Source organism: Synechocystis sp. PCC 7509 (genome assembly GCF_000332075.2).
Taxonomy (GTDB): Bacteria; Cyanobacteriota; Cyanobacteriia; order Cyanobacteriales; family Chroococcidiopsidaceae; genus Aliterella.
This window is the reverse complement of the sequence record NZ_ALVU02000001.1, coordinates 4,068,786-4,083,009: the sequence shown is the minus strand read 5'-3', so window position 1 is coordinate 4,083,009 and position 14,224 is coordinate 4,068,786. Positions and strand designations below refer to the sequence as shown.

Below are 14,224 nucleotides of genomic sequence, written 5' to 3'. Positions count from 1 at the left end.
AAAAAGGGAATATAGCGTTCTCTAAATCAATGGTGAACATAGTAGGGGCGCAATGCATTGCGCCCCTACGGTTTTATTCCCTTTTTGATTATTTAACGCCGACTTCTAGAACGACTGCGAGAACCGCTAGAACGACTCCCACTCCCAAAACTACCCGACGAAGGTCGCCTAACACGGCTGGAATTAGAATTACCAGAAGGACGTAAAGTGCTAGAGCCAAAACCAGAACCACTAGAACGGCTACCTGTATTTGAACTTGGCGAACGGCGTACCGTTGAAGATGACGGTCTTCTAATCCCGCCAGTAGTACGAAAATTAGTTCGATTTCTGACTTCCAAAGGTGGCGCATTGTAACGAGTCCGATAACTGGTGACAGCGCGATCGTAGGAATTACCATAACCGCCAAAACCTCTTAATCCGCCACCACCAGGCTGATAGACAGGTGGAAAGTAGTATTGGGGTCTAAATAGCAAGCTACCGATCGCCTGACCTGCCAAAGCGCCAGCAAAGGGACTCCAAAAGCTATTCTCGCGGCGCACGACAACGGTTTCTTGTTGTCCGGTTTGGGGGTTGACTTGATTTTCAGTTACAGCGTGGTTGTACTCAATTTTGAAGTCTTCGGTGAGGTGCATTGCTGGCTGTCCGTTGGTTACATTCAGATAGCTTTTTTCACCGCTTTTAATTTCTTCATCGGTTAACCTTGCCATTTGTAAGTTTGTCGTGCGAAAACTCGGCGGTTGACCGGGGGGAGTATTGAGCAAAAATAACTCGTATTCTCCATTTGCATCGCTATAACTTGCTTGCTGTACGGGATATTTCCCATCAGCAATTTTTGTAGGTGCTGCCGATTGCTGGGGTGTGTTGGGACTTTGGCGCACGGTTTGGTTACCGCCACCACAGCCAAGAGTTGTCACACTCAAAGTTAGGCACAAAAACAATATTGTAAATTTACGCAAAATTGTCATCATTAATGATTTAACTCTCTATCTGTTTCGAGCGTAACAATATTTGATTTTAATTGACACTCGCGAAGTCCGTCCTAAAATTAGCGTAAAGTCTTCTTTCTGCTAAAGTTGAGACGAGCATCTATAAAAAGAGAATCTAGAACACATGGCACAAGCTCCGATTCCCGTGCTAGTCAACGGTGCGGCGGGTAAAATGGGACGTGAAGTAATCCGCGCGATCGCCCAATCAACAGATATGACTTTAGTGGGCGCAGTTGACCGCAATCCCCAATACCAAGATCGAGACGCGGGGGAATTAGCAGGTTTAAGCGAACCGTTAGAAATCCCGATTACTAATCAGTTTGAGCCAATGCTTGCCTTTGCGGCGCAAGAAAAACAGCCCGCCGTGATGGTAGATTTTACTCACCCAAGCTCTATTTACAATAATATTCGGTCGGCGATCGCTTATGGGGTGCGTCCAGTAGTAGGGACAACGGGTTTAAGTACCGAGCAAATCGCCGAACTAGCGGATTTTGCTGATAAAGCCAGCACAGGATGCTTAATTATTCCTAACTTCTCAATTGGAATGGTTTTACTACAACAAGCCGCCGTCGCTGCTTCTCAATACTTCGATCATGTGGAAATTATCGAACTACACCACAATCAAAAAGCCGACGCACCAAGCGGTACAGCAATTCAAACGGCAGAAATATTAGCAGAAATGGGCAAACCCTTTAACCCGGCTTTGGTAGAAGAAACCGAAAAGTTACCCGGTGCTAGAGGTAGTTTAGCAAAGGAAGGAATTAGGATTCATAGCATCCGTTTACCAGGATTAATTGCTCATCAAGAAGTAATTTTTGGCGCAGCAGGTCAAGTTTATACTTTACGTCACGATACGAGCGATCGCGCTTGTTATATGCCGGGAGTATTACTCGCTATTCGTAAGGTACTGCTGTTAAAGTCCTTGATTTATGGGTTAGAAAAGATCCTATAAGCCGTTTTACCAAACTCCCTAATGTTAGTTCCTCTCACGCGCCAGAAATTTGAACAAGTTATCCCTCGAATTGCCTCTGCTGAACAATACAAATACTACTGGGGCAAATCTGCGGATTTTTTGCGGCGGCTATTATTTTCTGTGGTGGGTGTATTAGTTGTATTAGTGCTGGAATTTATACTAGGCAGGAGTTTTGGGGCAGTTTTGTTTTGTGTGGGGCTAGTTTGTGGGCTTTACTGGTTTTGGGAACCTGTATATCGGGCGGGTTTACGCAATCAAAAATATCGCCGCTATCCTTATGCTGGCTTTTTTCGCGGTCGGATCTTAGATATATTTCTCACAGAAGAATTAATTAGTACCGAGGAAAACGTCAATGAGGTTGGAGAATTTGTATTAATTGAAAACCGCGAACGCCGATTAAACTTAGAAGTTGGCGACGAATCAGGGTTTATGACTACTGTTCAAGTGCCATTGCGGAAAGAACATAAAGTAATCGCCAAAAATCAAACAGTAGAAATGGTATTGCTTTCAAACAGTCCAGACTTGAGCGATATTGATGAAGTTACCGACTTGTATATTCCTAGTCGCAAGTTGTGGGTAAGTGACTATCCCTGTTTGCAAAGAGATATGTTTGTTGATGTTAGCCGTCGGCTAGGGGGGGATGATTCAGGCGAAGTGCGTCCTAAGAAGAAAAAACCGCGATCGCCTTCAAAGCGGCGTTATATAGATTAGATAAAACTTATTAGCTTACTTTAAGAAAAACCAAATATGGGGGGTCTGGTTGGTAGTCCCCCATTGGGAAGTTGCCTCCCCCAAACCCCCTGCAAAAGGGTCTTATCAGTAAGTATCCTAGATTTTTGCAAAGGGGTTAAGGTCAAGCTAAGAGCCAGACTTAGCCGCACCTTCGCCACCTTCTTGAGAAGGCGTAGAACTGCTCGAATTGTCAATTTTTGGCGGAGTAGTTTTTTGTGAATCGCTATAATAACCCCACTGCCAATTAAGAATTTCCGGCATATCTTCGCCATGCTTGTCAATATAATGCTTGTGTTCGATTAGTTTGTCATGCAACATCTGTTTGACGTAGGCGGCGGTGTACTTAAGTTTGGGTACGCGATCGATCGCATCATCTACCAAGCTAAAACGATCCAATTCATTTAACACCACCATATCAAAGGGCGTAGTAGTTGTTCCTTCTTCTTTGTAGCCCCGGACATGAATGTTGTGGTGATTGGTGCGCCGATAGGTGAGGCGATGAATTAGCCAAGGGTAGCCATGAAAAGCAAAGATAATTGGCTTGTCGGGAGTAAAGATAGAATCAAAGTCTTTATCGCTCAAACCGTGCGGATGTTCGCTTTCTGGTAAAAGTTTCATTAAATCAACTACATTTACTACCCGGACTTTAAGATCGGGGAAGTTTTTGTAAAGCAAATCCACCGCCGCCAAAGTTTCTAAAGTTGGGACATCCCCCGCACAAGCCATAACTACATCGGGTTCTACCCCTTGGTCGTTACTCGCCCAACCCCAAATTCCAATCCCTGTAGTACAGTGCTTAATTGCCGCATCTATATCCAAATACTGTAAGGCGGGTTGCTTTCCGGCAACAATCACATTTACATAGTTACGACTCCGCAAACAATGATCGGTTACAGATAGCAAGGTATTGGCATCGGGGGGTAAATAAACTCGAATTACTTCCGGCTTTTTGTTCATCACATGATCGATAAAGCCCGGATCTTGGTGAGAAAAACCGTTATGGTCTTGTCTCCATACGTGAGAAGTTAGCAAATAGTTGAGAGAAGCAATCGGTCTACGCCAAGGAATATGTCGGGTAGTTTTCAACCATTTGGCGTGTTGGTTAAGCATGGAATCAATAATATGGATAAAAGCTTCGTAACAAGAGAAAAATCCATGTCTCCCTGTCAGTAAATAGCCTTCTAGCCAGCCTTGACAAGTGTGTTCGCTCAATATTTCCATAATTCGACCATCGGGAGCAAGATGATCGTCTTCCGGGAGAATCTGCGCCGCCCAAGTGCGATCGCTTGCTTCAAATAAAGCATTGAGTCGATTAGAAGCAGTTTCATCGGGCCCCATCACTCTAAAGTTGCGGCTTTCCATATTTTGCTTCATCACATCCCGCAGAAACTCACCCATCACGCGGGTAGCTTCCGCCATGATTGTCGCCGGACTCTCAATGTCTACCGCGTAGTTAGCAAAATCTGGTAACTTTAAACCTTTAAGTAATAAACCCCCGTTGGCGTGGAGATTAGCCCCCATTCTGCGGCTTCCTTGGGGTGCTAAAGCCGCAAGTTCTGGCATTAATGAACCGTTTTCGTCAAACAGTTCTTCGGGTTTGTAGCTTTTCATCCACTGTTCGAGCAAATTTAAGTGTTCGGGCTTGGTTGCCATTTCCGCAAATGGGACTTGATGCGATCGCCAATAATCTTCAGTTTTTTTACCATCGACTTCTTTGGGACCGGTCCAACCTTTGGGGGATCTGAGAATAATCATCGGGTACTGAGGATGCACGGTAAAGCCTTTAGTCCGCGCCTCGTGCCAAATTTCCTTAATCTCAAAAACCGCTTTTTCTAAAGTTGCTGCCATTAATTGGTGCATGGTTTCCGGTTCTGAACCTTCCACAAAATAAGGCTTGTAGCCGTAGCCTATAAATAAGCTTTCTAATTCCTCGTGACTAATTCGCGCCAGCACGGTAGGGTTAGCAATTTTATAACCATTTAGATGCAAAATCGGTAAAACTGCCCCATCCGTTACCGGATTAAGAAACTTGTTACTATGCCAACTAGCAGCTAAGGGGCCCGTTTCGGCTTCCCCATCACCCACAACACAAGCAACAATCAAGTCGGGATTGTCAAAGGCTGCACCGTAAGCGTGAGATAGTGAATAACCAAGTTCCCCCCCTTCGTGAATTGAGCCGGGGGTTTCTGGTGCAACATGACTAGGAATACCGCCAGGAAAAGAAAATTGCTTAAATAGTTTTCGCATTCCCTCATAATCCGGGGAAATATGGGGATAAACTTCGCTATAAGTTCCTTCTAGGTAAGTATTTGCTACTATTCCCGGCCCACCATGACCGGGGCCAGCTATGTAAATTGCGTTTAAGTCTTGAGCTTTAATTAAACGGTTGAGGTGGACGTAAATAAAATTCAGCCCTGGGGTTGTTCCCCAGTGACCTAAAAGCCTTGGTTTGATATGTTCTATCTTGAGAGGTTCTTTCAGTAAGGGATTGTCTAAAAGATATATTTGCCCGACAGATAAGTAATTTGCGGCTCGCCAGTAGGCGTTGATTTGATGTAGTTCTTCGGTACTTAGGAGTAGTGTTTGTGGGAAAGTTGTTACTACCATAATTGAGCGCTTTTGTACCCTAAATTTGCTCTGCTAGGTTTATGGTAGTTACTCCGACCAAAAATTGCTTGCTTTTTAATTAGTTTTCATCGTCATCGTGTCCGTAAGCCTGCCAAGCTAGTTCTACTAAACCATTAATAATAGCTGTGGCGACTACTGCGCTGCCTTTGCGCCCATCGATTCGGATGTGAGGGACGTTTGAATCATTTAAGCGCTGTTTAGCGACATCTACATCTATAAATCCTGCGGGTGTACCAATGACTAAAGCGGGTCTAATTTCCTCCGCTTCAATTAATTCTAGTAGCGCCGTCAATGCTGCTTGTCCTTGACTAATCGCAAAAATGGCTTCGGGATATCTTCTAGCCAAAGTTTCAATTTCCCCAGAGGCGCTGGTAGATAGTTCTTTGGTACTCCAATTATGACCCTCTACGCTGCAATAAACGGGATTTGCGAAAGTTTTTTGAATATGGGAAGTTATGCCTACTTGTACCATGGGGACATCAACAATAATCGTACTACGAGCAGCTAAGGCGGCAGCCCCGGCAGGCAAAGCGCGATCGCTAAATCTAATTAAAGATTTATATTCAAAGTCTCCCGTCGCATAAATTACCCGTCTAACTATTTCGTACTGGGCGGGTGAAAACTTATAATCGCCAATTTCACGGTCAATTAATGCCAAATTTTGGGCATCAGTTATTTGCCATTCCATTTGAATTCGGTATAGGTGTGAGGAGAATACTTGAAAGCTAAACTAGCCTTCGTCCTTATCCTACCCTGTAGTTAGAATACTTACTTGTAAGCGCGATCGCCCTTCTATCATATTTCTGGCTTAATATCGCGCAGCATTAACTCCTCTAGTGCCTGTCTTGGTGTAACTTTACCTGTTAGCAACCGATGTACCTGGGTGGTAATTGGAATAGAAATATTGTGTTGCCTAGCGCGTTGCATCAAAACTTTGGCGGTATTTACGCCTTCGGCAGTTCCTTCTAAACTAGCCAAAGTTGCCTCTAAAGTTTTACCTTGAGATAATTGATAACCTACTTGATAATTGCGACTCAAAGGACTATTGCAAGTTGCCAGCAAGTCACCCAAACCGGATAAACCGTAAAAAGTCTCGGTTTTTGCTCCCCAATTGTTACCAATTCTGACAATTTCTGTAAGTCCGCGCGTCAGGAGTGCCGCTTTAGCATTTGTACCTAGTTGTAAACCATCACAAGCCCCCGATGCGATCGCCATCACATTTTTTAGTATCCCCCCAAGTTCGACTCCCAGGGGGTCAAAATTTGTATAAACCCGAAAGCGCAAAGATGAAAAAGCTTCTTGTACTATTTCCGCCGCGCCTATATCGGTACTAGCTACCACCGTTGCGGCGGGTAAGTTTTGCTCAATTTCTTTAGATAAATTTGGCCCGCACAACACAACTACAGGATGGGTAGGAAAGCAAGAGCGCCAAATCTGCGCCGGGGTTGAGGTTGTAGATGGTTCTAACCCTTTAGTGGCAGTAACAAAAATTGCTTGAGATTTGATAGGCAATGATTGAATTTCTGTAGCTACGGCTCTTACTCCTTTCATAGACACCGCCGATAAAACTATCTCAGCGCCGTCTATAGCTTCCTCTAACCCCATTGCACCGCTACGCGACCATAAAACCACGTTGTGACCGTTGGCGGCGGCTAGTTTGGCTAAAATTGTTCCCCACGCCCCCGCACCCAAAACAGTTATTTTTGTTTGGCGCACGGCTATTTACGCGGGTAACGTTGCATTAATTCTCTAACTTTTTCGGCGTGATAGGAGCTACGAGTTAGGGGAGAAGATACTACTTGTAAAAATCCGATAGTTTCGCCAAAAATCCGCCAATCATCAAATTGTTCTGGAGTGACAAAGCTTTGAACTTGCAGGTGTTTTTGACTTGGTTGCAAGTATTGTCCTAGGGTGAGAATATCGCAATCTACTGAGCGCAAATCTACCATTACTTGCCGAATTTCCTCGTCGGTTTCGCCCAAACCTACCATTAAGCCAGACTTAGTATAAACTTTTGGGGCAACAGAGCGCGATCGCCTAATTAATTCTAAGGTGCGATCGTAATCACCTTGAGGACGAGTGCGACGATACAGACGCGGTACAGTTTCGGTATTGTGATTTAGTACCTCTGGCGCGGCTTGTAAGATTGTTTCTAAAGCTTGCCAATTTCCGCACAAGTCAGGAATCAATACTTCAATCGTGGTTTGGGGTGATGTAACTCTAATTGCCTCAATGCAGCGTACAAACTGACTTGCACCACCGTCGGTTAAATCATCCCGATTTACCGAGGTAATAACAACATGATTTAATTTTAGTCGCTGTACTGCTTGCGCTAGTCTATCCGGTTCGGTGATATCTAACGGTTTGGGCTTTTTCTCAAAATCAATATCGCAATAAGGACAAGCTCTAGTACAAGCTGGGCCCATAATTAAAAATGTTGCTGTACCTGCGTTAAAGCATTCGCCAATATTTGGACAAGAAGCTTCTTCACATACAGTATTTAAGCTTAAATCTCGGAGAATTTCTTTAACGTTCCCGACGCGCTCCCACTGAGGAGCTTTCACGCGCAACCACTCTGGTTTAACAGTCACAATTAATTTTTTATATAGTTAATCAGCATCGATCTTAACAGGCAAGTTGGATTGTCATGCGATCGCTCTTTAGCACAAGCAAAGCTAAATTTGCTCTGCATCGATTCCCATTTCACGTAATTTTGCAACCAAGGCTTCGTTACGCTTTTTCTCGGCTTCTAGTTGAGTAACTGCCTCGTCAGCCCGTTGTTGCTCTTGGTTAGCCCGTTGTCGTTCTTGTGCGCGTAAACTATCTATCTCTATAAAACTTAAAAATTTTTCACCATTAGCTCTAAAAATTTCCAGAGTCCCAGAAGCGACTTCAAACCGCACCCCTAGGCGGGGACTTACCCAACCATTCATCTCATTAATCACTTCTAGCTTGTCTTCTTTTCGCAGCCAGCCTGTTAAATCGATATCATCAGGATCGTAAATGTAGTATTCTTCTACTCCATAACGATCGTAGAATTGAAACTTTTTTGCCATTTCACCCAAGCGATTCCCAGGGGAGAGAATTTTAAATACTACTTGGGGATTGATATTTGCTTCTGTCCATTGCTTGTAAGACCCGCGATCGCCTTTAGGTCGCCCAAAAACCACCATCACATCCGGCGCTTGACAAAGGGTTCTACTTCCTTCCACTGGATACCAAAGCAACTCTCCTGCTACAAAAACATCCGATTGATTGGCAAAGATTAGCTCTAAATTTTCCTTGATAGTCACGATCCAGCGAAATTGCTTGGTATTGTCTGCCATTGGCTTGCCATCGCTGTCGGGATATATGATTTCGGCGTTAGGAGTCGTTACTTGGAACACCATATTTACAATGACTGAAATCAGCGTTTCAAACCTAGCATACAGTCAAGCCACTTTTCCTAGAGATAAATAGCAGGTACTTGCAACGATCGCACGCTAAAGAGGAAAATAGAGAATATAAGTACCAGGAGAAGCGATCGCCGTGAGTCAGGAATTTGATTACGATCTAGTTATTATTGGCGCTGGAGTAGGCGGACATGGCGCGGCTTTACACGCTGTTAGTTGCGGATTGAAAACGGCAATTATTGAAGCAGCCGATATGGGCGGTACTTGTGTAAATAGAGGCTGTATCCCTTCTAAAGCACTGCTTGCAGCTTCGGGTAGAGTTAGAGAATTACGCAACGCTCACCACCTTAAATCTTTGGGTATTAGTGTCGGTAATGTGGAATTTGACCGCAGCGCGATCGCAGATCATGCCAATAACCTTGTAGCCAAAATTCAAGGAGACTTAACCAATAGCCTCAAACGCCTCAATGTAGAGATAATTCGGGGTAGAGGTCAGTTAGCTGGAGCGCAAAAAGTAGCGATAACTACAGACAATGGCGAAAAGATTATCACTGCTAAAGATATTATCCTTTCTCCTGGTTCAGTTCCTTTTGTACCGCCAGGAATTGAAATTGATGGTAAAACTGTCTTTACTAGCGACCAAGGCGTAAAATTAGAATCTTTGCCCAACTGGATCGCAATTATTGGTAGCGGTTATATCGGCTTAGAGTTTTCCGATATTTACTCGGCTTTGGGTTGCGAAATAACCATGATTGAGGCTTTAGATCAGTTAATGCCTGGTTTTGACAGAGATATTGCTAAACTAGCAGAGCGAATTTTAATTACTCCCCGCGATATTGAAACTCATGTAGGAGTCATGGCAAAAACTGTTACTCCTGGTACTCCTGTAGTAATTGAGTTAGCTGATTTTAAAACTAAAGAAGTTATTGACACTATTGAAGTTGATGCTTGTTTAGTGGCTACTGGGCGCATCCCCGCTACACAAAACCTTGGTTTAGAAACCGTCGGTGCAGAATTAGATCGTCGGGGCTTTATTCCTGTAAATGATAGTATGGCGGTGCTATCTGCTGGGGAAGTCGTACCGCATTTGTGGGCGATTGGCGATGCTAACGGTAAGATGATGTTGGCTCACGCGGCTTCAGGTCAAGGAATTGTCGCTGTAGATAATATTTGTGGAAATGAGCGAGTAGTTGATTATCATAGCGTTCCTGCTGCCGCCTTTACCCACCCAGAAATTAGCTATGTAGGCATGACTGAAACCGCCGCTAAAGAGTTGGGAAGTAAAGAAGGTTTTGAAGTGGGCGCGGTGAGAAGTTATTTCAAAGGTAACTCTAAAGCGATCGCCGAAGGAGAAGCCGACGGTATGGCAAAGCTAATTTTCCGCAAAGATACCGGGGAAGTTTTGGGGGTACATATTATTGGCTTACACGCCTCAGATTTGATTCATGAAGCATCCGCCGCGATCGCAAATCGTCAAACCGTGCATACTTTAGCGCATCTAGTCCACGCTCATCCTACTTTATCTGAGGTATTGGACGAAGCTTATAAACGGGCGATCGCATCTTAAGAGGATATTTTAAGGCGCTTCGAGTAACAACGCGGGAAGTTTAGGGGCGCAATGTATTGCGCCCCTACGCCCTACAAAAATCTGCTTGGTAAATTTATTTTTTTGACACAATGCAAATCCGTCGTCGTCCCCCCAACCGTACTATTGCTTTAGAAAGTATGCGCTATCAGGTTCTTGTACCGGGCGCTGAACCCAACAATATTTTAGAAGAAATTGTATGGCATAAAGAAGATGAAGTTAATCGGCGTAGAGAAAAATTGCCTTTAGCTGACTTGCAACAGCAAGCACTTTTAGCGCCTCCATCGCGGGATTTTGTTGGTGCTTTGCGTCAACCTAAAACTCAGCCAGCCTTAATTGCTGAAGTCAAAAAAGCATCGCCAAGTAAAGGTGTAATTAGAGCAGATTTCGACCCCGTAGAAATTGCTAAATCCTATCAAAAAGGCGGTGCAGCTTGTTTATCTGTGCTTACCGATGAAAAGTTTTTTCAAGGTAGTTTCAGTTACTTAGCTCAAATTCGCGCGGCGGTAGAATTGCCTTTGCTATGCAAAGATTTTATCTTGTATCCTTACCAAATGTATCTAGCCCGCGTCCGGGGTGCAGATGCGGTATTGCTAATTGCGGCAATTTTAACTGACCAAGATTTGCAATATTTTATCAAGATTGCCAAAGCTTTAAAAATGGCGGCTTTAATTGAAGTCCATACCATAGAAGAACTCGATCGCGTTTTAGCTTTGGATGGCGTAACCCTAGTTGGGATCAATAACCGTAACTTAGAAGATTTTTCTGTTGATTTGCAAACTACTTGTTCAATACTTGCAGCACGGGGAAACCAGTTACAAGAGCGAGATATTTTAGTTGTTAGCGAGTCGGGATTGCATCAAGCTGAAGATTTGGCATTGGTAGCAAAAGCAGGCACAAAGGCTGTATTAATTGGGGAATCGCTAATTAAACAGCCAGAAATAGAAAAGGCGATCGCGCGTTTATTTTCAGCCAACAAACAAAAATAGGGAAAGAGTCGGACATAAGCCGGGTTCTGTTCTGATGATAATGTAGAGACGTAGCACTGCTACATCTTTCTTTTCCACCAGGGCGGTTATCTATCTGGGACGATTGTTACCAAGCGCCTCAAGCGGTTCTTAGGCAGTGGAATAGGTAAAAGACCAACCATTATTCCTTTGACCTTGCTTCCAACCGGGGTTTACCGAGCCAGCGTCTCTCGGCGCTGCTGGTGCGCTCTTACCGCACCTTTGCACCCTTACCATTTTCCGTAGAAATCGGCGGTATCTTTCTGTGGCACTATCCTCGCGATCGCTCGCACTGGGCGTTACCCAGCAAGTTTGGTCTTTCGGAAGCCCGGACTTTCCTCAAATTAGCTGCCGTGCCTAATTTGCAACCACCTGCGCCTACTCTTTCCCCATATTTAGTTTAGTCGTGGTGAGTACCGTTATATGCTTTCTTTTTAAACAGCTTTATAAACCCATCTGCGGGAAGACGATATTTTTGTCGCTATTCCATAACATTCATACAAGTAATCGACACAAATAAGAGGATGTTTCTGTATGGTTGTCAATAAAATATTAAAGCGTTTGAGTTTAACAATTGCTAGTGTAATGCTAGTAGGTATGGCATGGTTAGCAAATCCTATGTTATCGGTACAAGCTTCACCATTAACCGATTTAGCCAATATTCAAGTGCTTGCTGTCGCGCCTAAAAATACTATTACCCCAAAAACCGATAAAGTTGGTTTTGACGAACTAGAAAGCGGTAAAGAAGCAGCAAAAATCATTCCTAAAGATTTAGGCAACTCCAACAAAGATATCAAAGGTCGCATCGAACGCGCGGCGGGTGAATTAGGTAACGATCAGTATCAGCGCGTTTTTGGTGGCATAACCGAAGATACCAAACTCAGCGACGCTGAACGCAAAGTAGAACAAAAAGCCAACCGCTAGACAAGTCTTACAACAATTGAAAATAGTAATTTTAGTCCGTGTACCAACGGGCTTTTTTTATGTCTCAAATTCTTAAACTTTTGGTCAAAGATTTACTAGCACTTTTCATCTGTAAAAATCTAGACAGGCTAAAATGATTTTTTAAAACCCGATCTTGAAAACAACTAGATAGGATCGTAGGAATGGGTATAATTTTTTACAAAATAATCAAAGGACAATTCATCAATCTGATATTTTCCCCAGTCTTCATAACCTAAAGCAATCTTACACAGCCTACTCAAAATCAACCAAATTCTATCAGGATTCATGATTTCATCTTCTGTTCTTTTTAAAAAAATGAAATCATAGTAAGTATTGATAATCCAGTCATCCAGTAGCCCGCCTATTTCATAAAGAATTGACTTCATGTTTTCATTAAAAATATGAATATGAGGTTCTAAAAAATTTAGATAGACACGTCCAGATAACATGAGTGTTAGGAAAAAAATAGAACTATCAGCATTACACTGAATATCTCCTATCTCTACCCAAGCAGGAGAGAAATCGCTAGGAACTCGATCCCATTGTTCTACCTGTGTTTGCGAAAAGAAATTGAGTAAATAAAATATTTCTGATATATGTTCTCTTATTGCTGACGATAGATTGGATTGATTCATAGCGTTAAATATAACCTCACCTGCGACTCTCCTTAATTCGGCTTGCTATCTTGGAAGAAGAAACTAGGCAATTGCTTTTTCAACCTCTTAAAGCTTTATGACAACCCAGCAACCCGATCGCATTTGTATACTAGGTGGAGGCTTTGGCGGTCTTTACACAGCCCTACGTCTTAGCCAACTACCTTGGGAAGCGCAAAAACCAGAAATTGTTTTAGTCGATAAAAGCGATCGCTTTTTATTTTCTCCTTTCCTGTACGAACTGCTAACGGGAGAATTGCAAACTTGGGAAATTGCCCCGCCTTTTGTAGAAATTCTCGCTAATACAGGCGTTCGCTGCTTGCAAGGAGAAGTCGCCGATATTAATACTGATGAGCAAATAGTTTATTTACTTGATGGTAGCGAAATCCCTTACGATCGCCTAGTTTTAGCTCTAGGTGGCGAAACTCCTTTAGATATGGTTCCCGGCGCAAGCTCTTACGCCTTTCCATTTCGGACTGTTAGCGATGCCTATAGCCTAGAGCAACGCCTACGAATGCTGGAAGAAACCCAAACCGATAAAATTCGCGTTGCCATTGTCGGGGCGGGTTATAGCGGCGTAGAGCTTGCCTGTAAGCTGTCGGAGCGCTTAAAAGAGCGCGGTAGATTGCGCCTAATAGAGTTAAGCGACCAAATATTGCGGACATCGCCCGAATTTAACCGCACGACGGCAACAAAAGCTTTAGAAGCGCGGGGTGTATGGGTTGACTTGGAAACTAAAATTGAATCTATTACCAGCGATGCGATCGCTTTAGAATACAAAAATCAAGTAGATACAATTCCTGTAGACTTAGTAATTTGGACTGTAGGAACGCGAGTAAATCCTGTAGTACAAAGTCTCCCACTCAAACACAATGGGCGCGGTCAAATTACTACTACAACTACATTACAAGTAGTAGACCATCCAGAAATTTTTGCTTTGGGCGATTTAGCCGATTGCATTGATGCGGACGGAAAACAAGTGCCAACAACTGCTCAATCTGCTTTTCAACAAGCTGATTATACAGGCTGGAATATTTGGGCATCACTGACAAATAGACCTTTGCTACCTTTCCGTTATCAGCATTTAGGGGAAATGATGACTTTGGGGACAAATAGCGCCACTTTTGCAGGTTTAGGCATAAAACTAGACGGTTCTCTAGCCTACGTTGCGCGTCGTCTTGCTTATCTCTACCGGATGCCTACTTTAGGACATCAGTTGAAAGTGGGGTTAAATTGGATTACTCAACCGATTGTAGATAATTTGACTGAGTAAGTTTAAAAATAATAAGTGGTTGTTTTGCTTAACTGATTTAAGTTAAAGTC

Annotated in this window: 13 protein-coding genes and 1 other RNA gene; 6 read left to right on the top strand and 8 right to left on the bottom strand. The window is 43.4% G+C overall.

The window, feature by feature from the left end:
* Positions 1-92: 92 nt before the first annotated feature.
* Positions 93-968 carry a hypothetical protein gene (locus tag SYN7509_RS0220350; RefSeq protein ID WP_009633633.1) on the bottom strand — a complete coding sequence of 292 codons (876 nt, stop codon included), beginning with the start codon at positions 966-968 and terminating at the stop codon, positions 93-95.
* A 142-nt stretch (positions 969-1,110) separates the two neighbouring features.
* On the opposite strand from SYN7509_RS0220350, the gene dapB reads away from it, so the two are divergent.
* Positions 1,111-1,938 carry a 4-hydroxy-tetrahydrodipicolinate reductase gene (gene dapB, locus SYN7509_RS0220345; protein WP_009633634.1) on the top strand — a complete coding sequence of 276 codons (828 nt, stop codon included), beginning with the start codon at positions 1,111-1,113 and terminating at the stop codon, positions 1,936-1,938.
* Positions 1,939-1,959: 21 nt separating this feature from the next.
* Positions 1,960-2,670 (top strand): hypothetical protein, encoded by a 711-nt coding sequence (locus SYN7509_RS0220340; RefSeq protein ID WP_009633635.1) that lies wholly within the window; start codon positions 1,960-1,962, stop codon positions 2,668-2,670.
* Between the two features lie 147 nt (positions 2,671-2,817).
* Here SYN7509_RS0220340 and SYN7509_RS0220335 read toward each other — a convergent pair whose 3' ends face one another.
* The 5 genes from SYN7509_RS0220335 to SYN7509_RS0220315 form a co-directional block, all read right to left on the bottom strand.
* Positions 2,818-5,298, bottom strand: coding sequence for a phosphoketolase family protein (locus tag SYN7509_RS0220335; protein WP_009633636.1), 2,481 nt, complete (start codon positions 5,296-5,298; stop codon positions 2,818-2,820).
* Positions 5,299-5,377: 79 nt separating this feature from the next.
* Positions 5,378-6,007 carry a precorrin-8X methylmutase gene (locus SYN7509_RS0220330; RefSeq protein WP_009633637.1) on the bottom strand — a complete coding sequence of 210 codons (630 nt, stop codon included), beginning with the start codon at positions 6,005-6,007 and terminating at the stop codon, positions 5,378-5,380.
* Between the two features lie 107 nt (positions 6,008-6,114).
* Positions 6,115-7,035, bottom strand: coding sequence for an NAD(P)H-dependent glycerol-3-phosphate dehydrogenase (locus SYN7509_RS0220325; protein WP_009633638.1), 921 nt, complete (start codon positions 7,033-7,035; stop codon positions 6,115-6,117).
* A gap of 2 nt (positions 7,036-7,037) precedes the next feature.
* Entirely contained in the window at positions 7,038-7,910 is an 873-nt protein-coding gene (lipA, locus tag SYN7509_RS0220320) for a lipoyl synthase (protein WP_009633639.1), read from the bottom strand.
* An 84-nt stretch (positions 7,911-7,994) separates the two neighbouring features.
* On the bottom strand, positions 7,995-8,708 hold the full coding sequence (locus tag SYN7509_RS0220315; RefSeq protein ID WP_009633640.1) for a Uma2 family endonuclease: 714 nt from the start codon (positions 8,706-8,708) through the stop codon (positions 7,995-7,997).
* A 139-nt stretch (positions 8,709-8,847) separates the two neighbouring features.
* Here SYN7509_RS0220315 and lpdA point away from each other — a divergent pair, with 139 nt between their 5' ends.
* Both lpdA and trpC read left to right on the top strand, forming a co-directional pair.
* Positions 8,848-10,278, top strand: coding sequence for a dihydrolipoyl dehydrogenase (lpdA, locus tag SYN7509_RS0220310; protein WP_009633641.1), 1,431 nt, complete (start codon positions 8,848-8,850; stop codon positions 10,276-10,278).
* A gap of 110 nt (positions 10,279-10,388) precedes the next feature.
* Positions 10,389-11,285: an indole-3-glycerol phosphate synthase TrpC gene (trpC, locus tag SYN7509_RS0220305; RefSeq protein ID WP_009633642.1), complete on the top strand. Its 897-nt coding sequence runs from the start codon at positions 10,389-10,391 to the stop codon at positions 11,283-11,285.
* Here trpC and rnpB read toward each other — a convergent pair.
* An RNA gene (gene rnpB / locus SYN7509_RS27805) (RNase P RNA component class A) lies at positions 11,286-11,688 on the bottom strand.
* Between the two features lie 149 nt (positions 11,689-11,837).
* Here rnpB and SYN7509_RS0220295 point away from each other — a divergent pair.
* Positions 11,838-12,227, top strand: a complete 390-nt coding sequence (locus tag SYN7509_RS0220295) for a hypothetical protein (protein ID WP_009633643.1) — start codon at positions 11,838-11,840, stop codon at positions 12,225-12,227.
* Positions 12,228-12,391: 164 nt separating this feature from the next.
* Here SYN7509_RS0220295 and SYN7509_RS0220290 read toward each other — a convergent pair whose 3' ends face one another.
* Positions 12,392-12,883: a hypothetical protein gene (locus SYN7509_RS0220290; RefSeq protein WP_009633644.1), complete on the bottom strand. Its 492-nt coding sequence runs from the start codon at positions 12,881-12,883 to the stop codon at positions 12,392-12,394.
* 97 nt (positions 12,884-12,980) lie between these two features.
* On the opposite strand from SYN7509_RS0220290, the gene SYN7509_RS0220285 reads away from it, so the two are divergent.
* Positions 12,981-14,174 (top strand): NAD(P)/FAD-dependent oxidoreductase, encoded by a 1,194-nt coding sequence (locus SYN7509_RS0220285; protein WP_009633645.1) that lies wholly within the window; start codon positions 12,981-12,983, stop codon positions 14,172-14,174.
* Positions 14,175-14,224: the final 50 nt, after the last annotated feature.

What these genes read in the sequence shown, in the direction of transcription:
- SYN7509_RS0220350 (WP_009633633.1), bottom strand. Translation starts at nt 968, where the DNA reads ATGATGACAATTTTGCGTAAATTTACAATATTGTTTTTGTGCCTAACT.
- dapB (WP_009633634.1), top strand. Translation starts at nt 1,111, where the DNA reads ATGGCACAAGCTCCGATTCCCGTGCTAGTCAACGGTGCGGCGGGTAAA.
- SYN7509_RS0220340 (WP_009633635.1), top strand. Translation starts at nt 1,960, where the DNA reads ATGTTAGTTCCTCTCACGCGCCAGAAATTTGAACAAGTTATCCCTCGA.
- SYN7509_RS0220335 (WP_009633636.1), bottom strand. Translation starts at nt 5,298, where the DNA reads ATGGTAGTAACAACTTTCCCACAAACACTACTCCTAAGTACCGAAGAA.
- SYN7509_RS0220330 (WP_009633637.1), bottom strand. Translation starts at nt 6,007, where the DNA reads ATGGAATGGCAAATAACTGATGCCCAAAATTTGGCATTAATTGACCGT.
- SYN7509_RS0220315 (WP_009633640.1), bottom strand. Translation starts at nt 8,708, where the DNA reads ATGGTGTTCCAAGTAACGACTCCTAACGCCGAAATCATATATCCCGAC.
- trpC (WP_009633642.1), top strand. Translation starts at nt 10,389, where the DNA reads ATGCAAATCCGTCGTCGTCCCCCCAACCGTACTATTGCTTTAGAAAGT.
- SYN7509_RS0220295 (WP_009633643.1), top strand. Translation starts at nt 11,838, where the DNA reads ATGGTTGTCAATAAAATATTAAAGCGTTTGAGTTTAACAATTGCTAGT.
- SYN7509_RS0220290 (WP_009633644.1), bottom strand. Translation starts at nt 12,883, where the DNA reads ATGAATCAATCCAATCTATCGTCAGCAATAAGAGAACATATATCAGAA.
- SYN7509_RS0220285 (WP_009633645.1), top strand. Translation starts at nt 12,981, where the DNA reads ATGACAACCCAGCAACCCGATCGCATTTGTATACTAGGTGGAGGCTTT.